Source organism: Thalassospira sp. A3_1 (assembly GCF_017744215.1).
GTDB lineage: Bacteria > Pseudomonadota > Alphaproteobacteria > Rhodospirillales > Thalassospiraceae > Thalassospira > Thalassospira lucentensis_A.
Window position 1 is genome coordinate 405,903 of record NZ_JAGHQQ010000002.1, and the last position, 26,460, is coordinate 432,362.

The window sequence follows — 26,460 nt, forward strand, 5'->3', positions numbered from 1 at the left end:
CAAAGAGAGAGTTCATGAAACATCATCACCGTAATCCACGTGCCCGCGGTGGGCGTCGTAAGTCCGCGCCGCGTCGCGATCCGTTGATCGGGTTTGAGGCGACGACGACTATCCGTGAAATCGGTGCGCGGGGTGATGGTATTGCAAGCATCACGGGGCCGGATGGTTCCAGTATCATCGCCTATGTCGATTGCGTGCTGCCTGGGGATGAAGTGCGTGTGGCGCTGCGCCAAAAACGCGGTGACGGATATGGTGCGGAACTGGTCGAACTGATCGCGCGCAGTGCGCCTGCCAGTGCCCCGCGGTGCAGCCATTATGAAAGCTGCGGCGGATGTGCGCTTCAGCATCTTGATGATGACAGTTATCGCGACTGGAAGCGCCAGAAGGCAATTATCGCAGTTCAGCGTGCCGGAATTGATCCCGACGAGGCAGAGGAACTGGTGGGGGCTGTCGAAATTTCGCCGCCGGCAAGTCGCCGCCGGGCCGGTTTTGCGGTTCATGTGGGGGCAACCGGTGTTCATGTTGGTTTCCATGGCCGGTTCAGCCACACTGTTGTCAACATTACCGACTGCGCGGTTTTGCATTCGGACCTGATGGCGTTTCGTGATGCCTTTGAAACCTTTCTTGGTAAATGTGATCCGGATGCTGCCAAGACGATCAAGGAAGTGTTTGCGACCCGTGCCGATAACGGCCTTGATGTGGTGATACATGCGGGGGTCGAGCCGGGGCTCGATATGCGGCAGGATCTGGCCGAGTTTGCCGAAAATCTTGATCTGGCAAGGCTAAGCTGGAAAGTCGGCGACGCAAATGATGAGCCGGTTGCCGCACGCCGTACGCCGATCGTGGCATTCGAGGGGATTGATGTCCCGGTTCCGCCCGGTGGTTTCCTTCAGGCGACGCAAAGTGGCGAGGCATCGCTTGTCAATGCCATCAAGACGGCCTTGCAACGCATTCCGACCCGCCATGTTGCCGATCTGTTTTGCGGCATTGGCAGCTTTACCTTTGCGCTGGCACTCGGCGGGGATCGACGCAATGTCGTGGCGGTCGAGAGTGATCCACGTGCAGTGCGCAGCCTTCAGTATGCTGTGGGGCAATCGTCGAGTCCGATCAAGGTTGTCGAACGCGATCTGTTCCGGCGGCCGCTGGATAAATCCGATCTTTCGGGGCTTGATCTGGTGCTGTTTGATCCGCCGCGGGCAGGGGCGTTGGCGCAGTGCGAGTATCTTGCTGTCGACGGGCCGGAATGGCTTATTGCGGTATCCTGCAATCCGGCAACTTTTTCGCGTGATATCAGGGTGTTGCGCAATGGTGGCTATGAGCTGAAACAGGTGGTGCCGGTAGACCAGTTTTTATGGTCATCGCATCTTGAATTGTTTGCTGTTTTGCATCGCCCGAAGTCGGCTTTGTTGTGAACATCTTCAGTTGCTTGTTTTGGTTTAATATTTAACCTCAAATACGCTATACTTGTGTCAGGTTTTTCCGCCGGACTTCCAGGATGGGCTGCCCGGATTTGAACCATTGTGGTTCGGACCGGCGCGCGGCATGTAGCTGCATAACCGGCTTGTTTGTGCGGAAACGGTATTGCAGGCAGTTGGTAGTCCCTATCCGGTTTATACTGACACCGCGCGCGCGATTGCGCCGCAGAACCGTCTGCTTGCGTCCGTCGACAGCATCCAAAGCAGTACTTCCCAGAATACCAACCGCAGCAATGATGCCCTGCGTCATAGCAGTTCGGCATCGCAGGATTTGCGCGGATCACTTGGGCGAGCAGATGATCTTCTTGATGTCGCTGCCAACGATCTTTCGCGGATCGGTTCGGTTCTTGATGAGATTGATACGCTGGTCACCAGCGTTGAAAACAATTCATCGCTTTCGCGGACCGAGCGCGCATTTATTTCATCACAGATTCAGGATTATCTCGAACAGACCGACGATATTGCGGCCAGCAGCAATTACGCTGGTCAAAATCTGCTCGATAGTGATCGGACAATTGAATTGCAGATCGGGTCCGGCACGACATCCAGTGATCGCCTGAATGTCGAACTGTTTGCATCTGGTACCGAGGGACTGACCACCGGCTTATCCGCCATTGGTGTTTCGGATGATGCGGCAGTTTCGAATGCGCGTGATCTTGTCGATGCCGCGCAGGAAGCGCTTTCCAGCCGGGAACTGTCATTACAGGCGGATCGTCAGAGCATTGCCGGTGCCGCAGATCGCAGCCGCGTTTCGCAGGTCGCGGGGGATAATATCCTGCAGGCGCAGCTTGCCGCCGCCGAGCCAAACATCACCGATCAGGCACGATCAGGAATTATAGAGGCATTCCAGGGCTATCTTGGCGAGGTATCCGCACGGTTGCAGGACCAGACCGTGACCGTTGGGGGCATCAGCCTGCCAGAACCGCGGCCAGAACCTGTTACCGAACGGGATGATCCGTTTGCCTATGATCCAAATGCGGATCCGTTTGACCGGGATGATACGGAATACTTCACGCCGGATGCGCGAACAAATAACAGTAATCCGCCTCTATCCACCGGATTTGGTGGCTATGACAGCAACGGTGGTGGCACTGGAATTGGCGGGGCTTCGTCAGGCGGCGGGGCAGGTGGTGCGAGTGGGACCAGCGGATCGCGTGTGTCGATAGAAGCCTGATGTTCTTGTCCTTGCCCCTGACAGAGACGTAAAAAGACCTCTATTCGATATATTCCCCGTCATAGATGCCCCAGTAACCCTGTCGTGGTGCCCATCCCTCGAAGTCGCCAAACTGTAACTGGCACCAGTCAACAGAACGCGGGCAGGTTTCGATCTTGCCGATGACCGAATTGGAAATCAGGGCGATCTTGCGGGCATTTTCATCGGCGGCGGAATAAAGCGTGATGGTATCGGCGGTAACAATCACATGACGTGATCCCAGCAAAAGACTTTGATGTACCCATCCTTCGCTGCCTTCCCAGTCGCGAACCTTGCGCCAGGTATCAAATTCCGAAATGACTTCCATCGGCATGTTGCGGCGCTGATAGATCCAGACCTTTGGATATCGCAGACCGGGTCCGGATCGCAGGTGAACCTTATCTGATCGCAACGCAACAAAGCGCGGGATCGGCAGACCTGACTCCTGTGCGCTGGCGACAATCGGCGCGACAAGGCTGCCAAGGATCAACATGGCGATAAAAGTATGAAGGAATTTACGGCTGATCCGCGGCATTGTGACGGTTTTCCCTGCTCTTTCTTCTGCTGCCGGAAATCGGCGAACCTCAGTCTTTAAGAAATAAAATTACAAAAATGACGTCAAAATTCTTGCTTTAATACCCTGTGCCGTGGCATCACTGCATTGCGGCAAGAGCGCATTTGGCGCATGAAACCCATCTTGTCAGCAAAAGAGTTAAAAGACCGCATAGGAACGGCAGATGACCAAGAAAAAACCGCTCGTCATCGTGACCCGCAAACTGCCGGAAGCGATTGAAACCCGCATGATGGAACTGTTTGATGCGCGCCTGAACATCGACGATGTGCCGATGTCCAAGCCCGAACTGATCGAAGCGGTCAAACAGGCAGATGTCCTTGTCCCGACGGTAACCGACCGGATCGATTCCGCCGTGCTTGCCCATGCGGGGCCGAATTTGCGCCTGATCGCCAATTTCGGGACGGGTGTTGACCATGTCGATCTGCAAACCGCACGGTCGCGCGGCATCACCGTGACCAACACACCCGATGTCCTGACCGAAGACACCGCCGACATGACGATGGCGCTGATTCTTGCGGTATCGCGCCGCGTGGCCGAAGGCGAACGCATGATCCGCAGCGGCGAATGGAGTGGCTGGGCGCCAACATCCATGCTGGGGCATCGTATCTGGGGCAAGCGGCTTGGCATTGTTGGCATGGGGCGCATCGGCCGGGCATTGGCGCGCCGTGCCAAAGGTTTTGGCCTGTCGGTGCATTACCATAACCGTCGTCGTGTTCATCCCGATACCGAGGCGGAACTGGATGCGACCTGGTGGGAAAGCCTGGATCAGATGTTGGCCCATGTTGATGTTGTGTCGGTCAACTGCCCGCATACACCGGCAACCTATCATCTGCTGTCGGCCCGTCGCCTTAAACTGATGCAGCCGCACGCCATTCTGGTCAATACGGCCCGTGGCGAGATTGTCGATGAACCGGCATTGACCCGGATGCTGGCCGATCGTGAAATTGCCGGGGCCGGGCTTGATGTGTTCGAACATGAACCGGCCGTGAACCCGAAACTGCTTGAATTGCAGAACGCCGTTCTGTTGCCGCATATGGGGTCGGCGACCATTGAGGGACGTGTCGATATGGGCGAAAAGGTCCTGATCAATATCAAGACCTTTGTTGATGGTCACACGCCGCCGGATCGGGTGATTGAAGGGCTTCTGTAAGGACCTGATATATCCTTTGGCGATACCTGTGGGGGAATTGATGTGCCGGGTACTGTTATCCGGCACATTGCGTTTCGTAGGGTGATTGGTCTTAAAACGACACAGGTTGCTTTGCCGGTTTGGCGAATATTTTCGCGGCCTGCCCGATAACCAGCGGCACCAGACTTCCCCCGATAACCAGAAGCCATCCCGTGCCGCTTGGTGGTGCAATCATGAGCAGCCGGGACAATGCGGGAACATAAAGCGTCAACCCGATCAGGAGTACGCAAATTCCCAAGGCAATCCAGATGAAAGGGTTGCGGGTAACATCGTTGAAAATCCAGCCGGAAGATCGGGCCCGCATGTTGAAAACATGCAGCAACTGTGCCGTTGCAAGGGTCAGGAACGATACTGACAAAGCTTCCTGATCCCCAAGGTTGAAAACATGCAGTGCCATGGCAAAAGCACCAAGTACTCCGACCGTAATCAATGCGCCGTAAAAAAGAATGCCGCCCCAATCCTGTTTGGTCAGAACCGGTGTTTTGGGATCGCGCGGGGGCTGGTTCATGACATGCCGGTCTCCTTCGCCAATACCAAGTGCGAAAGCCGGAAACACGTCCGTTACAAGGTTTAGATACAAAATCTGCAACGGCAGAAGCGGTAAGGGAAGCCCGCTTGGCACGGCAAGGCCGATCACGAGTATCTCGCTGAGATTGCATGACATCAGATACAGCACAAAGGTGCGTATATTGGCAAAAATAACCCGTCCCTGATGCATCGCGGTTACGATTGACGGGAAGGCATCGTCACGCAGAACCATGTCTGCGGCTTCGCGGGCGACGTCTGTGCCTCTTTTGCCCATGGCGATGCCGATATCGGCCTTTTTAAGCGCGGGGGCATCGTTAACGCCATCGCCGGTCATGGCAACAATGGCACCTGCCTGCTGGTGAAGGGAAACCAGATTTAATTTTGCTTCGGGGCTGACCCTTGCAAAAACGGGGGTGGCAAGAATGCGGTCACGTTCTGTTTTCTGTGTCAGGTCGGTTGCCTGAAGCATCCTGCCTTCAAGTCCGGATGCCGTTGCATCGCAAAGTCCGACTTGCGCCGCAATATTCCTGGCGGTGCCGATATGATCGCCCGTTACCATGATGACCCGAACCCCTGCCGCATGACAGGCCTGTATTGCGGTAGGAACATCTTCCCGCGGGGGATCAAGAAGGGCGATCAGGCCAATCAGGATCAGATCCTGATAGGGGGGCGTATCGACCGCAGGGGCATTTTTCATGGCGAGGGCAAGAACGCGCAAGCCCTTTTGCGTCATGTCATTGCTTAAATCCGACCAGCGCCGCCGGGCTTTTTCGTCCATTTCACGCGGGCCATTATTTTCAAGGAAGTCGGTGCTGCCTTTAATGACGGCCTCGGGGGCACCCTTGATCGCAACAAAAAGGTTATCGGGGGCGTTTTGATCGCGATGAAAGGTTGCCATCATGCGGGTCTGCGCGCTGAAAGCTTCCTTGGCGATTTCGGGGTATCTGGCTTGTTGTTCTGTCTGGTCGATGCCTGCATTCCGGGCGACTTCAAGCAGGGCCAGTTCCATCGGGTCGCCAATATGCTTTTCCGTGCTGCCGGATGGCAGCAGAATTGCGTCGTTGCACAAAACGGCGATCCGCATCGCCAGTTCTTCCGGGCTGTTTGCTGCCAGCAATGCGCCAGGAGATGACGTAAAATCAACCTCGTTTTCCGAGGTCCTGAGGGCTACGACCGTCATTCGGTTTTCGGTAAGCGTTCCGGTTTTATCGGTCATGATAACCGTGGTCGCACCCAGCGTTTCAACGGCTGACAGGTTCTTGATCAGGGCATTGCGTTTCGCCATCCGCCACATCCCGCGGGCAAGGGCAACCGTTGCAACAATCGGCAATCCTTCGGGGACGGCGGCAATCGCAAGGGCGATACCGGTCTTGAGCATCATCACCATGTCTTTGCCGACATAAATGCCGACAATGGCGATGCATATGGTCAGTCCCAAAGTGGCCCAGATAAGATGACCAGCCAGCGTATCAAGACGTTTTTCAAGCGGTGATGTTTCGGCTTCTGCCATTTCGGTCATCGCCGCGATATGACCAAGTTCGGTTGTCATTCCGGTGGCAACACAGACACCCGATCCGTCCCCGCGGCTGATGGCTGTGCCCTTGAACACCATATTCGTGCGATCCCCAAGCGGCAGGTTTTCATCGCTTGTGGCATCATCGGGCAGGTTGATGGTTTTGTCCGTCGGAACGGATTCCCCTGTCAAAGCAGATTCATCTGCCTGCAGGTTGCTGCATTCTATCAAACGGATATCAGCCGGAATAACGTCGCCCGCTTCAAAGATAACAATATCGCCCGGTACGATGTCTCGAGCCTCCAGCACGTGGATTTGCCCATCCCGCCTTACCTTGGCGTGAACACTTGAAAGCTTTCGCAATGCCTCCATCGAACGGATGGCCCTGAATTCGGATGTAAAGCCGATGGCTGCATTGATGATCAGCACCACGACGATGGCAATGCCCTCGGTCAGGTCGCCGAAATAAAATGAAAGGGCCGCGGCACCGGCCAGCATATAGACAATCAGCCCCACAAATTGCCGGATCAGGATGGTCCAGAAAGAGACGTGCTTCTGGTCCTTAAGGCTGTTCCTGCCGTATTTCTTCCGGCGTTCTGTGGCGTCCGTTTCCGAAAGGCCGATCTCGGGGGAAACATTCAGATGTGCAAGGATTTCCGGTAATGGCTGAATATGATGATCGGACATGCAGAAACCCTTGCAACCAGCAACGAGCAGACGGGCAGGCACCAGCAAACTAGGTCACTAAATCAGTGACCGGTCAAGCAACCGGCCATTTGAGGTCACCTGATTTGATGGTGCAGTATCCTCCTGACAGCTTCTGACAGGGAGGCGGATTAAATCCGTACTCAAAGCATTTCAATTTATCAGCAGCTTGGGTATCAGTAAGGACAATATTACCATCAGGATTTCCTTCAAGGGGGCCACCATGAGTTTCGTCTTTTCTGCTGCCAAACCTGTTACCGTTCCGGTGCAGAATTCGGATCAGCTTTTTCCGGTCAATCGCATCTTCTGCATCGGCAAGAATTACGCCGACCATGTACGCGAAATGGGTTCCGACCCCGCCGATACCCCGCCCTGCATTTTCATGAAGCCGACCGACTGCCTCAAAGTGGGGAATGGAGATCTTGCCTATCCGTCGGGGACCGAAGACCTGCATTACGAGGGCGAGCTGGTTGTTGCCCTTGGTGCGGGGGGCAAGAACCTTGATCGTGCGGCGGTTGAAGCCGCCATTTTCGGATATGCTGCGGGCCTTGATATGACCCGCCGCGATGTGCAGGCCGGTCTTAAGGACCGTCGTTTGCCATGGGATATGGCCAAATCCTTTGACGATTGTGCCGCGATTTCGGCAATTCGCCTCAAGGCAGATGCAGGCAATCCACAGGCAACCAATCTAAAACTGTCGGTCAATGGCGCGGTCAAACAGGATGATACCACGGCCAAGATGATCTGGCCGATGGTTGATGCGCTGGTGCATCTTTCGACACTGATCGAACTTAAAGCCGGCGACCTGCTGTTTACCGGAACGCCCGAAGGTGTCGGCCAGGTGGTTCGCGGTGATCGCATGGATGTTGTCATTGCTGGTGTTGCGGAACTGTCGGTCACGCTGAAATAGCATCAGGATATCGAGATACCGGGATTAAAGGGTCAGGGCCCAATTCACCCCATCAGGAAACGGAGTCCGTTTTGAAAATCGTCAGTTGGAATATCAATTCCGTTCGATTGCGCATCGAACAAGTCATAAAATTTTTAGAAGAACAACAACCCGATGCGCTGTGTCTTCAGGAACTGAAATGCCCGGACGAGCATTTCCCCCACGAAGCATTTGAAGCCGCTGGTTACGTCCATCGTCATAACCACGGCATGAAAAGCTATAACGGTGTCGCGATCCTGTCGCGGTTACCGTTTGCGGAAGTCGACATCAAGCATTTCTGCGGCAAGGAAGACCGCCGTCATTGCATGGTGGCGTTTGAAAACGGGGTCGAGCTGCATAATTTCTATATCCCGGCCGGGGGCGATGAACCGGATGTGACGATCAATGAAAAGTTCGCCCACAAGCTCTCCTTCCTTGATGAAATGACCGCTTGGTGGGCGGACCGCCGGGTTGCCAATCCGGATCGCAAGGCCATTCTGGTTGGGGATTTCAATATTGCCCCGTCGGAAAATGACGTCTGGTCGCACAAGCAGCTTTTGAAAGTTGTCAGCCACACCCCGATTGAAGTTGAAAAGCTCGAAGCATTCCGTAAATCCGGTGATTTCGTGGACTCGGTGCGTGAAATCGTTGAAGAACCGGAAAAGCTGTTTAGCTGGTGGAGCTATCGTTCACGCGACTGGCGGGCAAGCAACAAGGGACGTCGTCTGGATCATGTCTGGATGACGCCGAATATGGCCGGAACGGTGCGCACGGCATCGGTCTATGACCTTGCCCGGGATTGGGAAAAACCATCCGATCATGCACCGGTGGTTGTCGAATTTAATATCTGAATACCGTTTTTCTCAGCATCAAACAGCGGGCCGGATTTATCCAGTCCGCTGTTTTTTCATCTAAAATGACTTGATCAGGGAGCTTGCCGGGGTGAATCTTCCGATTGAAACAGGACACAACCGTCCCCAATTCTTTAAGCAATTTTATCCCGATGAAACAAAAAGCAGGATACGGGCAATGAAGAAGATCCTTATCGCGTTGGCAGCCATCATTTTGCTGGTCGTTGCCGGGCTTGTTTATGTCTATGTCAATCTCGACAGTATCGTCAAAGCAACCATTGAAGAGGCGGGCACACGTGTGACGCTGGCCGATGTGACGGTGGACAACGTCAAGATTGAAACCACCCAGAACACGGCGTCGATTGGCGGGCTGGTTGTCGGGAACCCGGATGGTTTTGAAACCGACTATGCCTTTTCACTGGGCAATATTTCGGTCCGGCTGGATGGTTCAACCCTTACCAGCGATACCATTCGTATTATCGAGGTGATCGTTGATGAACCAAGCGTGACCTACGAATTGGGGCAGGGATCGTCAAATATTGCGACCATTCAGCGTAATGTCGAAAGCTTTGTCCAGCGTATGTCCGGCCCGACGGGGGCGGGCGGTGCCGATGGCGGTAACGCGGATACGGCGGCGGATGATGGCACCGGCACCAAGGTCGTGATCGACAATGTTTATGTTCGCAATGGCAATGTCAGCGTATCGGCTGCGATGCTGAAGGGCAAAAAGCTGTCCTCGGGGCTTCCGGAAATTCACCTGAAGGACATTGGCAAGGAAGAAGGCGGGGCAACCCCGGCGCAAGTTGCAGAGGAAATCATCACTGCCCTTAACACTGCGGTGTTCAAATCGGTTGCCAGCCTGAATGTTGATGGGCTTTTGCAAGGGGTCGGAGACCTTGGCAAAGGTGTCACCGGGTTGATTGGTGGTGCTGCCACCGGAACTGGTGGCGTGGTCAAGGACGGTGCGGGTGCCGTTGGTGATGCGGTCAAGGGACTGTTTGGCGGTTCGTCCGAATAACGGGACTCGGGACTGGAATTACGGGATATTTCAATAATATCCGTATAATCAATGTCTTGGCGGAAGGAGCGATTATCGCTTCTTCCGTTTTCTTTTTAGGAACGAATTCATGGCCTGACCGCACGGCATAAGGATAGTCCGCATATTACTGATGTGCGATTTTCTCTATCCCCCTGCTTTTTTTCATGAATTTGGTTTCCATATATTTTGGGGTGTGGAAACATTTCACCAAAGGCCGGTGTCGTCTTGGGGAGCCCTGTTCGGTAAAACGCACCGAACAAGGTTATTTTCGGGGTCAGGTCACTTTTCCGATCTGGTTATCGACAACGATTTACACCGCCAAATACGGACCGGCATCTTGCGCCGGTCACAGGGGCGTTTGCCATCAAGCCGGATAAACCGGTTGGTTGCGCATCCTGAAAACAAAATGATTGGGATTGGGATCATTATTGTCGTCATCCAGACAAGGAGTGAAGACCAATGAGAGCTAAACTGCTTTTCGCTGTTTCCGCTGCGGCATTTCTTGGTGCCTGCGCGAATATGGACATTCCGGGCGTTCGCGGGATGGCCGATGAAGGTTCGGCATTCGACGCAGCCCTTCATCAGGGTTATTCCGATCTTGCCCAGGCAGAATATGAAGAGGCGGACTGGGTGGATGCACGTTACTTCACCAACCGCGCGAAAATGGCGGCAATGGGACAGGATACAGGTCCACAGCCGCTGGCAGACCGTGATCTGCCGGAAAATGGCCTGTCAGAAATCAGCGTTGCACGTGCCGATATGATGGCAGCATTCGACGCCGGCGGTCGCGACAAGTCGCCACAGGCGGCCGGGCGTACGCAGGTTGGGTTCGATTGCTGGATGCAGGAACTTGAAGAAAACATCCAGCAGGAAGATATCGACAATTGCCGTGCGGCTTTCTATCAGGCACTTGCCATCGTTCAGGCCGATATAGCCCCATCGGAAAGCATGGCCAAAGCCGCGCCAATGATGATGCCCGAACCGATGAATATCTATTTCGCGTTCGACAGCGCTGTTCTGGGTGACAAGGCAATGCCGGTCGTGACCGGAATTGTCGAGGCATATGAAAAATACGATCCGAAAATGATCAGTCTGACGGCATATGCTGACCGTGCCGGGGATGCGATGTATAACGATATGCTTGCCAAATCGCGTGTCGATGCGGTGGTCAAGGCATTGCGTGATCATGGTATCAGCCCAAGCAAGCTTGCCATCAGCATCAGTGGTGAGGCCAATGTACCGGTTCCGACGGCCGATGGGGTCGCCGAACAGGGCAACAGGGTCGTTACAGTCAAATTTGAAGACGGCATGTAAGCCGACACAACAAAGAGGATGAATTCATGCGGTTACTCATCGCACTTCTGCTGCCGTGGTTGTTGTTCTTTACCATCGGGCGGCCAATCGCCGGCATCATCTGCCTGATCCTTCAGATTACTCTTCTGGGCTGGATTCCGGCGGCGATCTGGGCAGTTTATGCGCTGAGCCAGTACAATACCGACAAAAAAATCAGTCAGGCCATGGGCGGTGGGCAGGGTTAATCCCGGCAACGCGTTCAGGTGTTCTGATGATTGGCGGGTAACCGCATTGCATCTGAAAGGCAGGCCTTCGGGCCTGCTTTTTTATTAATGCATGTGGCGGCGAACACCGCCGATAAACCGGGATATCAGTTGTGAGACGGTAAAGCGTGTGATCACAAATGTGACAAAGCCAGCAATTCCGGGCCAGTACCATGCCTGCACTTCCGGTCGGGTGCTTTGTTCAACCAATCCGTAAACGATGGCTGCCAGTCCTGCGCCCGCCAGAAAAGCCAGACGCCTGCGATAGCGGCCGATAAAAGGTGCAAATAACCACATCGCCCCGCTTTCCTATGCTTTCGACCGGCAGTCAGGATTGCTGCCGGGCATCAATGCTGCCCGCCGCCGATATCGCGCGCAAGGCGGGCGGCAAAGTCGTCCGTCATGCCCGATATGTAATCAAGGATCGTCAGATACAGGTTGTAAAGCGGTGCGCCGACCGGCATCGAGTCATTGCCGATCAGTTCGCGAACCCGCCCGGTCCGATAGGAAAGCTCTGCGTCATCCTTGGCCTGATGGATTTCAAGGGCTGTCTTGCAGAAGGTATCAAGCAACGTTTCAAGGCAGGCAAATGCGCCGACCTCGATCTGGACTTTGCGTCGGTTCAGAATGATCTGCTTTTCGGAAAACTGTTTGGCGGTCGCGATCATTTCGTTGAACGGACCATCGGCACAGGACAGAAGATCACCATCGACGGCCCCGTTCAGCAACTGCTCCTCCCGCAAGACAAAGGCATCGGTCAGGGCATCGAGCAGGCCCGTGATGATCTTGCCGCGCAGGAAGGTCATCTTGCGCCGGATGTTGGTTTCACGGTGATATTCTCCAGGAATGTCGCCCAGTATGCAGGGCAATAACAGATTTTCAAAGACGCTGAAATCGACGAGTTCCAGTTCGACGCCGTCTTCTATATCGATCAGTGCGTAACAGACGTCATCGGCCGCCTCGACCAGATAAACCAGCGGATGGCGGCAAAATGATTGTGCACCGGTTCGGATCAGCCCGGTGGCATCGGCGACTTCGGTTAACAGATCCATTTCACGCTGAAACGCGCCGAATTTCATTTTTTCGGGATAAGGGCTGCCAATCGCCGACCATGGATATTTTACAAAACTTGCCAGCGTCGCATAGGTCAGACGCATGCCGCCGTCATAAAGGCCGCTTCGTTTATGGGTCAGCAATCGGAAACCCTGTGCGTTGCCTTCAAAGGTGGTCAGATCGGCGCGTTCGGCCTCCGACAACGGCGCAAGATATTTGGGATCGGCATCCAGAAACCACTGACGAACGGCATATTCCCCGGCATGGCCGAATGGCGGGTTGCCGATGTCATGGGCAAGGGCGGCGGCCTGAACAATGGCGGCCATATGATCGGGTTCAATCCCGTCGGGCAGGTGGCCTTTTTCGGCCAACTGATGGCCGACCATAAGTCCCATGGACCGTGCAACACAGGATACTTCAAGGCTATGGGTCAGGCGGGTATGGACATTGTCGTTTTCAGGCAGCGGATGAACCTGCGTCTTGCGTTGCAGACGCCGGAAAGCCGACGAAAAAATGATCCGGTCATAATCCTTGTGAAAATCGGATCGACCGAACGCACCGACGCTTGAATGTCGTGTGCCCAGACGTTCAGGCGACAGCAATTTTTGCCAGTTCATCATCGGTTTTGCATCCTGAGGCTATCGGTCCCATACATGTTCGTGTCGCACTATGGCGCAAACTTCATGACATAATCGTAAAGTGACGGGCTTAAAATGTCGGACGATGCTTCATTTCATGCACGTTTACATTATCCCGGCGTTGCCGCCGAACCGGCCAGCAATCCACCATCAATTGTCAGTTCCGTTCCCGTCATGTAAGCGGCTTCATCCGATGCCAGCAAAACGGCAAGTGCCGCGACTTCGTCCGGGGTGCCGAAACGCTTGGCCGGTGTATCAGCGACAAGGGCTGCCATGCGGGCGTCGCGATCCGGACCGTTGCCAAGCATCGGTTCCCACATCGGTGTCAGAATGGCGGCGGGATGGATTGAATTGCAGCGAATATTGTAACCCTGTTGTGCGCAATATAGCGCGACAGTTTTGCTGTGATTGCGAATGGCCGCCTTGGACGAGGCATAGGCCGCCGCAGCCGGAATGCCAACCATTCCCGAGCGCGACGAAATATTAATGATCGAGCCCGATTTACGCTGGCGCATGGCCCTGATGGCGTAGCGACACCCCATAAATGTACCGTCAAGATTAACCTGATGGACTGCGCGCCAGTCGGCAAGTGATGCATTTTCCGGATCATGTGCGACGATGCGGTCTTCAAAACCAGTAATGCCGGCATTGTTGACCATGACATCAATGGCCGGATAGGCATCGGCAAGCTTTTGCCAGTCATCCTCGTTGCCGACATCAAGGCGCATGGTTTTGCAACCTGTCTCCTTGGCAAATGCCAGAAGCGCGGCTTCGTCTCGGTCAGTCGCTATGACGTCAGCACCTTCTTTGATAAAGGCTTTTGAAATCGCAGCACCAATGCCACGCGCCGCACCGGTTATGATGCAAATCCGGTTTTCAAGTCGTTTCATGGTCGCTTCGTTCCCTGTTCGGCCTTTGATGGCCTTTGCCGGTTTCGGTGTTATAGCCAAAAAGAAAGCGGCGCGTCCATCGACGCGCCGCCATCTTTTGTACGGTGTGGGCAGGGAAAGCCTAGCTACCGAGACCTTTTTCCATCACGAGATCAAGGCGACGGGCAAAGCTGACCGGATCGGGCAGGGCTTCGCCTTCCAGGATGCGAGCCTGATCAAGTAACAGGAGGGCGGCGTCATTAAGGATCGGGGCCTTGGCGTCCTTGATGGCAATGTCCGACAGCTTTTTGATCAGGCTGTGTTTCGGATTGATTTCAAGGATGCGCGGGCTGATTTCGTCAACACGGTTGTGCTGCTTCATCAGGCGTTCCATCCGCAAATCCATACCGGTTTCATCGGCAATCAGGCAGCAGGCAGAACTGGTCAGGCGATCTGATTCACGGACGTCCTTGATGCTGGTGCCAAGTGCGATCTTGATCGAGGCAATCAGGGCATCAAGTGAGGCATCGGATGCCGCGTCGTCTTTCTTGTCGTCTTTGGCATCATCCTTGTCATCGGATTTGACGTCGGCAAGGTCTGCACCGCCACGGGTGACCGATTTGAAGTCTTTTTCTTCAAACTGGCCAACAGATGGCAACCAGAATTCATCCACCGGGTCGGTCAACAGCAGAACTTCGATCCCCTTGGCGGCAAAGCCTTCAAGCTGCGGGCTGCGTTTGAGAGCATCGACGTCTTCGCCGCTGATATAGTAGATCGCCTTCTGGCCATCCTTCATGCGGGTGACATAGTCAGCAAGCGTTGTCCAGCCATCGGAATGCGTGGAACGGAAGCGTGCCAGTTTCAGGATACGGTCGCGGTTGGTGTAGTCCTCATACAGGCCTTCCTTGACCACAGAACCGAAGTTTTCCCAGAAGGTTTCGAAACCTTCCGTGTCTTTCTTCGATGCGGTTTCAAGTTCGGACAGCAGTTTTTTGGTCAGGCCGTTTTTGATTTTCGTCAGGACCGGGTTGTGTTGCAGCATTTCACGCGAAATGTTAAGCGGCAAATCTTGGCTGTCGACAACACCGGACACAAAGCGCAACCAAGGCGGCAGCAGATCATCCGCGCCCTCGGTGATGAAGACCTTGCGGACATAAAGTTTCAGATGGCCTTTGCGCGCCGGATCATAAAGATCGAACGGGCGCATGGTCGGCAGGAACAGAAGGCCGGTATATTCAATCGCACCTTCGGCCTGATAGTGGATGGTTTTCCACGGATCGTCGAAGGCATGCGAATTGTGTTTGTAGAATTCCTTGTACTGTTCGTCGGTGATGTCGGACTTCGGACGGGTCCAGAGTGCCGATGCCTCGTTCAGGGTTTCGTCATTGCCGTCCGCCTTCATCAGCACAACCGGGATGCCGATATGATCGGAATAGGTTTTGACGATATGGCGCAGACGATGTTCTTCGGTGAATTCCTTGAAATCATCGGTCAGATGCAGGGTGATCTGGGTGCCATGGCCTTCCATTTCGGCTTCGGCGATGGTGTATTCGCCCTTGCCATCCGATGACCATTTCCACGCCTGATCTTCACCGGCCTTTTTCGTGACGACTTCGACCTGACCCGCGACCATGAAGGCAGAATAGAAGCCGACGCCGAACTGACCGATCAGGTCTACATCCTTGGCCTTGTCAGATTTCGACAATGCTTCGACGAATTTTGCCGTTCCGGAATTGGCAATCGTGCCAAGGTTTTCGATCAGGTCGGTCTTGTTCATCCCGATCCCGTTATCGGCAATCGTTAGAACATTGCGGACATTGTCGGTCAGCAGGCGGACCTTGAATTCCGAATCACCGGCGAGCAGTTCCGGCTTGGCAATTGCTTCGTAGCGCAGCTTGTCGCAGGCATCCGATGCATTCGATATGAGCTCGCGCAGGAAGATGTCCTTGTTCGAATAAAGCGAATGGACAACGATATCGAGCAGGCGGCTGACTTCAGCCTCGAACCGCATTTTTTCTTCCGTCATGACCTCTGTGTTCTCCTGTAATTTCAATCCACTATGTGCAATTTGCGCTGTTGGGTCCCGATTTGGCAACCGTCAGGCAGTGCTTGATATGCGTCAACGCATCTTGCAGCGCAAGCCCTGTATCCTAAGTATATAAAAAGACGGTTTCATTACAGGGCGCGAGGCTTGCGGAAGTTGTCTTGGGTCCTGTCCTGCCCCGAAACGGCAAACGTTTCGGATAATTGCAAGGTGCAATGCCTTGTGAATGTCTCAGGCTCTATAACAGGAGGCCGCAATATGAAGGTTCCCGTTCAAATCACCTACCGTGATGTTGATCAATCAGATGCATTGGACGAGCGTATCCGCTTCAAAGTGCAAAAACTGGAAGAAACCTTCGACCGCATGACAAGTTGTCATGTCATCGTGGAAAGACCCCATGCATCCCACGCACAGGGAAACCGCTATGCGGTTCATTTCGGAATTAATGTGCCGGGTAAGGAGATTATGGTTAAGCGCGATAGTGCCGATCATGCCCATGAGGATGTCTATATCGCGCTCAAAAACAGCTATCAGGCCGCGCGCCGCCAGCTCAAGGAGTATGTCGACCGGATGCGCGCCCACTAGGTCCCTGTTAACAACAGCGAGTAAATGAAATGACGGAGCGGTCGGCTGACCGCTCAGACTGCGGACGGACCCCGTTATTTTTGTCGGGGTTCGTTTTTTATGAGACCGTGTTTTTGGGAGAGGATGTTCTATCGTCCCCCGGTATCTCTCATAAATCCGTTTTCCCCAAGGGCTGAGCCGGTTGGCAGGGATCTTTTCAAGGCTGTGCTGCAAGGCATGGCCTGTCACGACTTTGGTGTGAGTGCAGCTTTGCGTGCAGGCATCGCGTAGCGGACAGGTTTCGCAGATCGAAGGAGCGCTCTTGTATTCTTGATATGCGGACCTGTTGGTGGTGTTGTACCGAGGATTTTCCCTTGCGAGCATCGATGGGCATTGATCCTGGGTGGATATTCAAGTTGTTTACTGAGCTTTAAGGTGTGAGTTGTCACTGTAAAGCACGGTGCCATCAATCAGGCCTGCCCGGATCCCCTGTTCGACAGTCTCGTCGAAAATCTCCTGACAGATATCGCTGTCGTTGAAGCGGTGCCCCGGTTCTGACTGGTAGTACTGGCATCGGGAACCCTCTCGGTCACGCGAAGATACAGGAAACAGCAATAGGACGGATTGACCTTGATCTCGCGCATCAATTGCCGCTCTGATCGAATGCCAAACAGATAGCCGATAAACAGCATCTTGAACAACATCACCGGATCAAGAGCCGGTCGCCCGTTATCAGCACAGTATAAATGCGCGACACAGTCATGGATGAAATCGAAATCAATCACCACATCAATCTTGCACAGCAAATGATCCGGCGGCACCAGAAATGAAAGTGTGATGGAAATCGCGATTGTAACGCTTGATGGTTTTAACGAACTCGACAGTTTTGTCGCGCTCTCGATCCTGAACCGGGCCAGGGGCAATGGCCTTCGTGCCGTCATTACCGGCACGGGCCAGTCCGTGACCTCGATGAACGGGGTCGAAGTCAGGATACAGGAACCGTTATCCTTTACCGCGACGGCCGATGTCGTCCTGTTTGGCAGCGGCATCCACACCCGCGATCATATCAATGATCCCGACCTGATGGCACAGATCAACCTTGATCCGTCACGCCAGATGATCGGCGCGCAATGTTCGGGGTGCTGTTCCTGCATAAACTGGGCCTTCTGCCCGCAACCATCACGACGGATACCAAAACCCGGTCCCTTCTGGCGCGCACCGATACGGTCCTTGAAGACCGCCCGCTGGTCGCGCAGGGCAATATCGTCACCAGTGGCGGCTGCCTGTCGTCGCAATATCTGGCCGGATGGGTTCTGGCGCGTGCGCTTGGCACCGACAGGGCAATGTCGATCCTGGAATATGTCGCCCCGGTCGGCCAGAAATCGCAATTCACCAAACAGGCGCGCGACATCATCGTGCCGCAGCTTGATGTTCCGGCCAAACGCCCGCTTTACTGCTAGGGTCAGGACCCATCACGAGAACGTTTCTGGCTTTGCGCAACCACCTGTGGGAAGTCATCGTACAATCACGTATGCTGGCGCATGACCGGTTGCGCGAAATGGCAAATGTTTTGCCTTATATTTGCCGACTAGTTAGGGTTAGCTCAACAAAAGTTAGTGGCCCGCATTGAAGGCAAAAAATGCGGCCGGTTGCGAATTGCAGACGCAGGACAAGTTTTTGAAACGCCATCTGTTAAACATCGTCATTCCGATGACGGCTCTTGCCCTTTCGGCCTGTGGCACCATGTCGCAGCGCGCCGACCGTGCCGAGTTCGATTATCCGCAAAGCAACAGCTTCTCTGGCAACTTCCTTGCCGGCAAGGCCGCCCAGATTGAAAACCGCACGGATTATGCTTCGCGCTATCTGCTGCGCGCCCATGAAATCGACCCGGGCAACGATGATCTGCGCCGCCGCGCCTTTCTGGCCCTGATCGCCGAAGGCCGCATTGCGGACGCCGAACCGATTGCACGCATTCTGGTCGATGAAAACCCCGAAGATCTGTTTGCCGTGATGGCCGTCATGGATGCCGAAATCCGCGATCAGGATTATCAGGCCGCCCTTGATACCGTATCAACCCTGCCGCAACGCGGGATCACATCGCTGATTGTGCCGCTCGCCAAGGCCTGGCTTTATACCGGCCTTGATCAGCCGCAAAACGCCATGACCGCCCTTAACGAATTGCAGGGCAACGGCTCGCTCAATCCGCTGTCGGAATATCATCGCGGTCTGATTCTGGCCTATTTCGATGACCTGAACGCCGCCGAAGTCGCCCTTGCCAGTGCCTATGGCGACCCGGCCGATGCACCCTTGCGTGCCGCCGAGGCACTGGGTGCCGTTTACGAGCGCAAGGGACAAACCCAGAAAGCGTCGCTTCTGTATGAAAGCTATATGGACCGCCATCCGCAGTCCCTTGCGATGCCCTATCACCTTGACCGTCTGGCAAAGGGGGAGCCCCCCACCAGCGTCATCCTGACCCCGGCATCGGGTCTGGCCGAGGCCTATCTTGATATCGCGACCCTGCTTAGCCAGGAAAACGCGGTTGATCCGGCCTTGCTGATGGCGCGCTATTCGCTGTCGCTGCGTCCCGGTGATGACATCACCCGCCTTCTGGTCGGCGAAATCATGGAAATCCAGGAACGCTTTGACGCCGCCGTCATTGTGTATGAATCGATCCCCAAAGACTCCCCGCATAGCTGGAACGCGCGCCTGCGCGCCGCATCAAGCTACGAACAGCTTGGCAAAACCGACGATGCGATTGCCCTGCTCGAAACCATGGTCAATGAACGCAGCGACCGTCCCGATGCCCTGATCCAGCTTGGCGATATCCTGCGCATCGATCAGGACTTTGCCGGGGCGGCCAATGCCTATGACCGGGCGATTGAACGTCTGGGCGGCACGGATGCTGTCGGCTGGCGTCTGCTCTATCGTCGCGGCATTGCCTATGAACGCGCCGGAAACTGGCCAAAGGCCGAGGCCGACTTCCTCAAGGCCCTCGAACTTGAACCCGATCAGCCCTATGTCATGAACTATCTTGGCTATAGCTGGGTCGATATGGGCAAAAACTTCGATCAGGCCGAAGACATGCTCAAACGTGCCGTCGAACTGCAACCTGATGACGGTTACATCATCGATAGCCTTGGCTGGGTCTATTACAAGCTCGGCCGTTATGACGATGCCGTCGAACAGCTTGAAAAGGCGGTTGAACTCAAACCCGATGATCCGACCATCAATGATCATCTGGGCGATGCCTACTGGCAGATCGGCCGCTTCCACGAGGCCCGCTTCCAGTGGCACCGTGCGCTTTCGTTCAACCCGACCGACGAATTGCGCGCCGATGTCGAGGCCAAGCTTGACGGCAAAACACCCCATGCCGGTGACGTTGCCGCAAACTGATTGATCGGGGATAAAGGGCATCCGCATCATGTCTTCGACCCATACCGAACCGGCCCCGGCCAAGCTCAACCTGTTCCTGCATGTCACCGGCAGGCGCGATGACGGCTATCACCTGCTTGATAGCCTCGTCTGCTTTGCCGATTGCGGCGATGTGATTACCGCAACCGCCCGCGATGATGCCGAACTGACCCTTGCGATCACCGGCCCGATGGCGGGTGACCTTGGCCATGGCAATATCGAAGACAACCTGATCCTGCGTGCCGCCCGCCTGCTCCGGGCGGAGGCGAATGTGACACAGGGTGCAGACCTCACGCTTGAAAAAAACCTGCCCGTCGCATCGGGCATCGGCGGCGGATCGGCGGATGCGGCCGCCGCCCTTCGCGTGCTGTGCCGGGTCTGGCAGCTTGATATCCCGACCGACGCCCTTGAAAAACTCGCCCTTAAACTCGGGGCCGATGTGCCGGTGTGTTTGCGCGCTAAAACCGTTTTGATGCAGGGGATCGGCGAAAAGCTGATTGACCTGCCGGAATTGCCCAGCCTGTCACTGGTGCTGGTCAATCCGGGCAAGGCGGTTTCAACCCCTGAAATCTTTGCTGCGCGCGATGCCGGTTTTACTGATGAAAACCTGTGGGATCGCACGGCAAAGTTTAACAGCGGGGCATCGCTTGCCGCGGCCCTTCAGGACTGCCGCAACGACCTCACCCTTCCGGCATCGGGCATTTTGCCCGAAATCTGTGATGTGCTAAATGCGCTCGCCCGCGAAGACGGCTGTTTACTGGCCCGCATGTCGGGCAGCGGGGCGACCTGCTTTGCGATTTACGACACCGAAAATCAGGCGGAACGTGCCGCAAACGCGATTGCCGAAAGCCAGCCCGACTGGTGGGTACAGGCCACCGGAATTCAAACCGCGGACGATCGCGCACGCGCACAAATCGGCGCATCCTTCCCGGCCTAAATCCCCGGCAAAAAAAGGTTCAAATAGAGGGTTGCACTCCGGCGCGGGGAACGCTATTTTCCGCGCCACACACGCTGATGGGGCGTGGCCAAGTGGTAAGGCATCGGTTTTTGGTATCGTGTACCGTAGGTTCGAATCCTACCGCCCCAGCCAAGACAAACCGCTTTGAGGTTTTCCTCAAAGCGGTTTTCTTTTTTCTGGTGATTGCCCTCGATCTCTGCCGCAAAACATCCCCCCGATACGCATCTTAACGCTGGCAAAGTGATGATCGCTTTGGCATTGTTTCCCCAACAATAATTTCGCTTTTACGTTGCCGCCACGGCACCGCATCGGCCGACCCAAGATTTGAGAAACCATGTTCGAACAAACCTTCAAACGCCTTGATGATGTCCTGTGGAAAGAAGCAGGCTGCACGACGGAACTGGACTATACGGAACAATCATCATGGATGCTGTTTCTCAAATATCTTGATGATCTGGAACGCGACCGCGCGATGGAGGCCGAACTCCTTGGCAAGCCCTACAGCTTCCTGATTGACGAAGCCCATCGCTGGGGCACTTGGGCGGCCCCAAAGAACGCCGATGGCGAATTTGATCATGACAAGGCCGTCACAGGTGATGACCTGATCGCCTATGTCGATAATGACCTGTTCCCCTACCTTGCCGGGTTCAAGCAACGGGCCGAAAGTGCCGATACCATCGAATACAAGATCGGTGAAATTTTCGGTGAAATCAAAAACCGCTTCCGCAGCGGCTATAGCCTGCGCGATGCGCTGGAACTGGTGGACGAGCTTAAATTCCGCTCTCAGGCGGAAAAGCACGAAATGTCCATGCTCTACGAAGAAAAAATCAAGCGCATGGGCAATGCGGGCCGCAACGGGGGCGAGTATTACACCCCACGTTCCCTGATCCGGGCGATGATCAAGGTGATTGATCCGAAAATTGGGGAACGCATCTATGACGGTGCTGCCGGGTCTGCGGGCTTCCTGTGTGAAGCCCACGATTATCTGCGCAAAGATAACCTGAGTGCCAATCAGCTTGAAACACTTCAGCGCCGAACCTTCTATGGCAAGGAAAAGAAGTCACTGGCCTATGTCATCGCCATCATGAACATGATCCTGCATGGCATTGACGCACCCAACATCACGCACACCAACACGCTCGCAGACGTCAACATCACCGACATTCAGGATAAAGACCGCTATGACGTCATCCTTGCCAACCCGCCCTTTGGCGGCAAGGAGCGAAAGGAGGTTCAACAGAACTTCCCGATCAAAACCGGCGAAACAGCCTTCCTGTTCCTGCAACATTTCATCAAGTCGCTAAAGGCTGGCGGTCGTGCGGCCATCGTTATCAAAAACACGTTCTTAAGCAACTCTGACAACGCATCCAAAGCCATCCGCAAGGAACTGCTCGAAAGCTGTGATCTGCATACGGTGCTCGATTGTCCTGGCGGCACATTCCAAGGGGCCGGGGTCAAAACCGTCGTCCTGTTCTTCACCAAGGGCACGGCGACCCAAAACGTCTGGTTCTATCAACTTGATCCGGGCCGCAGCCTTGGCAAAACCACGGCCCTTACCGATGCTGATTTTGAGGATTTCGTGAAGCTTCAGGCGACCAAAGCCGAGAGCGAGAAATCTTGGACCCTGAACATCAGTGATGTTGATAAGGCAAGCTTTGACCTATCCGTCAAAAACCCCAGCAAGGCTGAAGAAGCCCCCTTGCGCGACCCTGAAGAGATTTTGGCCGAAATCGCTGCACTGGATGCGGAAAGCGCGGAAATCCTCAATGGTATTCGGGGGATGCTTTGATGACTTGGCGCAGAACTAAAGTTGGCAATATTGCTTCTGTTAGCTATGGCTTCACCGCGAAAGCGTCATTTGAAGTCTCTGGTCCAAAATTCCTGAGAATTACCGACATTCAGAATGACCGAGTAGAATGGACCGATGTTCCCTACTGTTCGATAGGCGACAAAGACCACTCAAAACAAAAACTGTTGAATGATGACATCGTGTTTGCGAGAACCGGTGCGACGACGGGTAAGAGCTATATCGTAAAAGCGCCACCCAATGCCGTGGCCGCTTCTTATCTTATCAGGTTGAGAGTCAAGGACCCTCAAGTGCTACCTGATTTCGTAGCGAAGTATTTTCAAACAGAAGAATACTGGAGGCATGTTAATGCTGGGGTCAGTGGGAGCGCACAAGGTGGCTTCAACGCCTCGAAGCTGTCAAATTTAGCGATCTCGCTACCCCCTCTCCCCGAACAAAAACGCATTGTCGCCATCTTGGACGAAGCGTTTGAGGGGATCGACGCGGCCATTGCCAACACCCAAGCAAACCTCGCCGCGGCCCGCGAGTTGTTTGATAGTTATCTTGGGCGTGTCTTTAACAATCCAGACGAAAGTTGGATAAAAGACAAGCTAAATAATAACGTTCGCTTTATTGACTACAGAGGCAAAACACCGCCCAAAGTGGAAAAGGGCATACGGTTGATAACCGCAAAAAACGTAAAAATGGGATTTATCAAAACCGACCCAGAAGAATTTATTGAGCCATCAGCATATGATGACTGGATGACACGAGGGTTCCCACAAATGGGAAATGTCTTGTTCACCACAGAAGCCCCTCTTGGAAACGTTGCTCAGTTAGATACATCAGAGACAGTCGTGATTGGCCAGAGGTTGATAACCATGCAGCCTGATCCGAGCGTACTCTCCGAGAAATTCCTCAAATACCTTTTGATGTCTCATCCAATTCAAAAGGAGATACTCTCAATGGCGACAGGGGCAACCGTGTTGGGCATCAAAGCAAAACTACTTAAGCAGCTACCAATCTTTTACCCCCGCTCAATTGAGGACCAAAACAAGATTGCCGCAAATATCGAGGATGTCGAAAAAAGCAGCGACCGTCTAGCGGCCCTTAGTCAGCAAAAACTCGACGCCCTTCACGAACTCAAACAATCCATCCTTGCCAAAGCCTTTCGGGGTGAACTGACACAAGAAGAGATTGCTGCATGAATGAAGCCGAAACCCGTGCGGAACTGATTGACCCGGCCCTGAAATCTTCAGGCTGGGGTGACGTTGAAAACAGCCGCATCGGGCGGGAGTTCACCATCAATAATGGCCGCTTGCAGGGCGGCGGGCAGCGATCCCGGCGCGACATTGCCGATTATGTGCTGTTCTATCGTGGCAAGATGCTGGCGGTGATCGAGGCCAAGCGTCGCGACCTGCCCGATACCGAGGGGGTCGGACAGGCCAAAGCCTATTCGGACAAGCTTCAGGTACGCTTTGCCTATTCGACCAATGGTCGCGGCATCTATCAGATTGACCGGGAAACCGGGCAGGAAACCTATATCGACGCCTATCCCGGCCCGCAGCAGCTTTGGGATATGACTTTTGCCACCGCCAATGCGTGGCGCGACCGGTTTGCCGCCATCCCGTTCGAGGATAAGGGCGGCACATGGCAGGCGCGATATTATCAGGACATCGCGATTGACCGGACGCTAGAAGCCATAGCAGCGGGGCGAGAACGCATCTTGCTGACCCTTGCGACCGGCACCGGGAAAACCTTTATCGCGTTTCAACTGGCATGGAAGCTGTTTCAAAGTCGCTGGAACCTGTCGCGCGAACCCAGCCACCGCCCGCGCATCCTGTTTCTGGCAGATCGCAACATCCTTGCCGATCAGGCCTATAATGCCTTTTCTGCCTTCCCCGAAGATGCGCTGGTCCGTATTGCGCCCGATGTGATCCGCAAGCATGGCCGGGTCCCGAAAAACGGCAGCATCTTCTTTACGATCTTTCAGACCTTCATGTCTGGCACGGATGAGGATGGCGAACCCGCGCCAAGCTTTGGCGATTACCCACCGAACTTCTTTGATTTCATTGTCATTGATGAATGCCATCGCGGCGGTGCCAATGACGAAGGCAACTGGCGGAAAATCCTTGAATACTTTTCGCCCGCTGTTCAACTCGGTCTAACGGCAACCCCAAAGCGCAAGAACAATGTCGATACCTACGCCTATTTTGGGGAGCCGGTTTATACCTACAGCCTCAAGGAAGGGATCAATGACGGCTTCCTGACCCCGTTCCGGGTCAAGCAGATCAGCACGACCCTTGATGAATATGTTTACTCCCCGGAAGATGAAGTGATTGAGGGTGCTGAGGAGCTAAAAGATAACCATCGTTATCGCGAAGGCGACTTCAACCGCATCATCGAGATCGAGCAACGCGAAGCATATCGCGTCAAAATCTTCCTGAATGCGATCAACCCGTCACAGAAAACGCTGGTCTTTTGCGCGACACAGGACCACGCCCTTGCGGTTCGCAATCTGATCAATCAGATGAAACAAAGCCCCCATCCTGATTACTGTGTGCGTGTGACGGCAAATGACGGGGCCTTGGGCGAACAACACCTTCGCACTTTTCAGGATAACGAAAAGACCATCCCGACGATCCTGACCACATCGCAAAAACTTTCGACCGGTGTGGATGCGCGGAATGTGCGCAACATCGTCCTGATGCGCCCGATCAATTCGATGATCGAATTCAAACAGATCATTGGCCGGGGAACGCGCCTGTTTGATGGCAAGGACTATTTCACCATCTATGACTTCGTGAAGGCCTACGAGCACTTCAACGACCCCGAATGGGATGGGGAGCCGATGGAACCACCAGAACCGATCATCCCACCAGAAGGCGGTGGCGATGATGAGGATGAAGGCACTATCGTAGATCCCCCCGGTGGCGATGGTTCAGGCGAAGGAGGCCCCGGCGGCGGTGGCAGAGGTCGCGGAGGCGGTGGAGGGTCCGGCCCGCAAAAGATCAAAATCAGGCTGTCGGACGGGAAGGAACGCACCATTCAGCACATGGCAAGCACCATGTTCTATGGCCCCGATGGCAGGGTGATGTCGCCCGCTCAGTTCATCGAACTGCTGTTTGGCAAGCTGCCAGAGCTGTTTCGTGATGAGGACGAGCTTCGCAAGCTTTGGGGGCAACCCGACACACGCACAGCATTGCTAGAGGGTCTTGCAGAGCGCGGCTTTGGCAATGATGAACTGTCCGAGATCAAGAAGATGGTTGATGCCGAGGACAGCGATCTTTTTGATGTTCTGTCTTATATCGCCTATTCATCCGTTCCGATCAGCCGCAAGGAACGTGTAGACGCGCACAGGGCAGACATCTTTAGCGAACATGATGAAAAGCTTCAGGCTTTCCTTGATTTCGTCCTGTCGCAATATGTCAAGGAAGGCGAGCGTGAGCTTGATAACGAGAAACTGCCAACGCTGCTCAAGGCGAAGTATTACAGCATCAATGACGGCGCAACGGCCCTTGGCGGCATCCAGCGCATTCGTGATGCCTTTATCGGCTTCCAGCGCCGTCTGTATGAATAACGAATAA

21 protein-coding genes, 1 tRNA gene and 1 pseudogene are annotated in these 26,460 nt (G+C 54.5%); 16 read left to right on the top strand and 7 right to left on the bottom strand.

Features of this window, described 5'->3' with window-relative positions; all coding sequences use genetic code 11:
- Window positions 1–14 precede the first annotated feature (14 nt).
- Window positions 15–1,412, top strand: coding sequence for a methyltransferase (locus tag J7395_RS08885; RefSeq protein WP_209221242.1), 1,398 nt, complete (start codon window positions 15–17; stop codon window positions 1,410–1,412).
- A 169-nt stretch (window positions 1,413–1,581) separates the two neighbouring features.
- Window positions 1,582–2,649 (top strand): hypothetical protein, encoded by a 1,068-nt coding sequence (locus tag J7395_RS08890; protein ID WP_209221243.1) that lies wholly within the window; start codon window positions 1,582–1,584, stop codon window positions 2,647–2,649.
- 40 nt (window positions 2,650–2,689) lie between these two features.
- Here J7395_RS08890 and J7395_RS08895 read toward each other — a convergent pair whose 3' ends face one another.
- Window positions 2,690–3,202 (bottom strand): SH3 domain-containing protein, encoded by a 513-nt coding sequence (locus J7395_RS08895; RefSeq protein ID WP_209221244.1) that lies wholly within the window; start codon window positions 3,200–3,202, stop codon window positions 2,690–2,692.
- Window positions 3,203–3,404: 202 nt separating this feature from the next.
- Between J7395_RS08895 and J7395_RS08900 the strand changes: the two genes are divergently transcribed.
- Window positions 3,405–4,391, top strand: a complete 987-nt coding sequence (locus J7395_RS08900; RefSeq protein WP_209221245.1) for a D-glycerate dehydrogenase — start codon at window positions 3,405–3,407, stop codon at window positions 4,389–4,391.
- A 91-nt stretch (window positions 4,392–4,482) separates the two neighbouring features.
- Here the strand turns inward: J7395_RS08900 and J7395_RS08905 are convergent, their stop codons facing one another.
- Window positions 4,483–7,158: a cation-transporting P-type ATPase gene (locus tag J7395_RS08905; protein ID WP_209221246.1), complete on the bottom strand. Its 2,676-nt coding sequence runs from the start codon at window positions 7,156–7,158 to the stop codon at window positions 4,483–4,485.
- Window positions 7,159–7,399: 241 nt separating this feature from the next.
- Between J7395_RS08905 and J7395_RS08910 the strand changes: the two genes are divergently transcribed.
- The 5 genes from J7395_RS08910 to J7395_RS08930 all read left to right on the top strand — a co-directional run bounded on the left by J7395_RS08910 (window position 7,400) and on the right by J7395_RS08930 (window position 11,532).
- A complete protein-coding gene (locus J7395_RS08910; RefSeq protein ID WP_209221247.1) occupies window positions 7,400–8,086 on the top strand; it encodes a fumarylacetoacetate hydrolase family protein in 687 nt (228 codons plus the stop codon).
- Between the two features lie 71 nt (window positions 8,087–8,157).
- Entirely contained in the window at window positions 8,158–8,955 is a 798-nt protein-coding gene (xth, locus tag J7395_RS08915) for an exodeoxyribonuclease III (RefSeq protein ID WP_209221248.1), read from the top strand.
- A 178-nt stretch (window positions 8,956–9,133) separates the two neighbouring features.
- Complete coding sequence (locus J7395_RS08920; RefSeq protein WP_097051503.1) at window positions 9,134–9,973, top strand: hypothetical protein; 840 nt, start codon at window positions 9,134–9,136, stop codon at window positions 9,971–9,973.
- 480 nt (window positions 9,974–10,453) lie between these two features.
- Entirely contained in the window at window positions 10,454–11,308 is an 855-nt protein-coding gene (locus J7395_RS08925) for an OmpA family protein (RefSeq protein ID WP_114111784.1), read from the top strand.
- A 26-nt stretch (window positions 11,309–11,334) separates the two neighbouring features.
- Window positions 11,335–11,532, top strand: a complete 198-nt coding sequence (locus J7395_RS08930) for a YqaE/Pmp3 family membrane protein (protein ID WP_007088905.1) — start codon at window positions 11,335–11,337, stop codon at window positions 11,530–11,532.
- Between the two features lie 84 nt (window positions 11,533–11,616).
- On the opposite strand, the gene J7395_RS08935 is transcribed toward J7395_RS08930, so the two are convergent.
- The 4 genes from J7395_RS08935 to htpG all read right to left on the bottom strand — a co-directional run bounded on the left by J7395_RS08935 (window position 11,617) and on the right by htpG (window position 16,136).
- Window positions 11,617–11,847 carry a hypothetical protein gene (locus J7395_RS08935; protein WP_062949437.1) on the bottom strand — a complete coding sequence of 77 codons (231 nt, stop codon included), beginning with the start codon at window positions 11,845–11,847 and terminating at the stop codon, window positions 11,617–11,619.
- Window positions 11,848–11,897: 50 nt separating this feature from the next.
- Window positions 11,898–13,223 (bottom strand): deoxyguanosinetriphosphate triphosphohydrolase, encoded by a 1,326-nt coding sequence (locus tag J7395_RS08940; RefSeq protein WP_209221249.1) that lies wholly within the window; start codon window positions 13,221–13,223, stop codon window positions 11,898–11,900.
- A 128-nt stretch (window positions 13,224–13,351) separates the two neighbouring features.
- Window positions 13,352–14,131: an SDR family oxidoreductase gene (locus J7395_RS08945; protein ID WP_209221250.1), complete on the bottom strand. Its 780-nt coding sequence runs from the start codon at window positions 14,129–14,131 to the stop codon at window positions 13,352–13,354.
- A 121-nt stretch (window positions 14,132–14,252) separates the two neighbouring features.
- On the bottom strand, window positions 14,253–16,136 hold the full coding sequence (gene htpG / locus J7395_RS08950) for a molecular chaperone HtpG (protein WP_209221251.1): 1,884 nt from the start codon (window positions 16,134–16,136) through the stop codon (window positions 14,253–14,255).
- 276 nt (window positions 16,137–16,412) lie between these two features.
- On the opposite strand from htpG, the gene J7395_RS08955 reads away from it, so the two are divergent.
- Window positions 16,413–16,739 (top strand): HPF/RaiA family ribosome-associated protein, encoded by a 327-nt coding sequence (locus J7395_RS08955; RefSeq protein ID WP_062949429.1) that lies wholly within the window; start codon window positions 16,413–16,415, stop codon window positions 16,737–16,739.
- 405 nt (window positions 16,740–17,144) lie between these two features.
- On the opposite strand, the pseudogene J7395_RS08965 reads toward J7395_RS08955, so the two are convergent.
- Window positions 17,145–17,569 (bottom strand): annotated as a pseudogene (locus tag J7395_RS08965) (transposase); the annotation flags it as partial.
- A gap of 279 nt (window positions 17,570–17,848) precedes the next feature.
- On the opposite strand from J7395_RS08965, the gene J7395_RS20870 reads away from it, so the two are divergent.
- The 7 genes from J7395_RS20870 to J7395_RS09000 all read left to right on the top strand — a co-directional run bounded on the left by J7395_RS20870 (window position 17,849) and on the right by J7395_RS09000 (window position 26,453).
- The gene (locus tag J7395_RS20870; protein ID WP_231887048.1) at window positions 17,849–18,178 is read left to right on the top strand and encodes a hypothetical protein; all 330 of its coding nucleotides are present in this window, start codon (window positions 17,849–17,851) and stop codon (window positions 18,176–18,178) included.
- A gap of 217 nt (window positions 18,179–18,395) precedes the next feature.
- Window positions 18,396–20,111 carry a tetratricopeptide repeat protein gene (locus J7395_RS08975; RefSeq protein ID WP_209221253.1) on the top strand — a complete coding sequence of 572 codons (1,716 nt, stop codon included), beginning with the start codon at window positions 18,396–18,398 and terminating at the stop codon, window positions 20,109–20,111.
- A 28-nt stretch (window positions 20,112–20,139) separates the two neighbouring features.
- Window positions 20,140–21,066 carry a 4-(cytidine 5'-diphospho)-2-C-methyl-D-erythritol kinase gene (locus J7395_RS08980; protein WP_209221254.1) on the top strand — a complete coding sequence of 309 codons (927 nt, stop codon included), beginning with the start codon at window positions 20,140–20,142 and terminating at the stop codon, window positions 21,064–21,066.
- Window positions 21,067–21,144: 78 nt separating this feature from the next.
- Window positions 21,145–21,219 (top strand) — tRNA-Gln (locus tag J7395_RS08985).
- A 202-nt stretch (window positions 21,220–21,421) separates the two neighbouring features.
- Window positions 21,422–22,876 carry an N-6 DNA methylase gene (locus J7395_RS08990; protein WP_209221255.1) on the top strand — a complete coding sequence of 485 codons (1,455 nt, stop codon included), beginning with the start codon at window positions 21,422–21,424 and terminating at the stop codon, window positions 22,874–22,876.
- On the top strand, window positions 22,876–24,081 hold the full coding sequence (locus J7395_RS08995; RefSeq protein ID WP_209221256.1) for a restriction endonuclease subunit S: 1,206 nt from the start codon (window positions 22,876–22,878) through the stop codon (window positions 24,079–24,081). Before J7395_RS08990 ends, J7395_RS08995 begins: the two co-directional genes overlap by 1 nt.
- Window positions 24,078–26,453, top strand: a complete 2,376-nt coding sequence (locus J7395_RS09000) for a type I restriction endonuclease subunit R (RefSeq protein ID WP_209221257.1) — start codon at window positions 24,078–24,080, stop codon at window positions 26,451–26,453. Before J7395_RS08995 ends, J7395_RS09000 begins: the two co-directional genes overlap by 4 nt.
- Window positions 26,454–26,460: the final 7 nt, after the last annotated feature.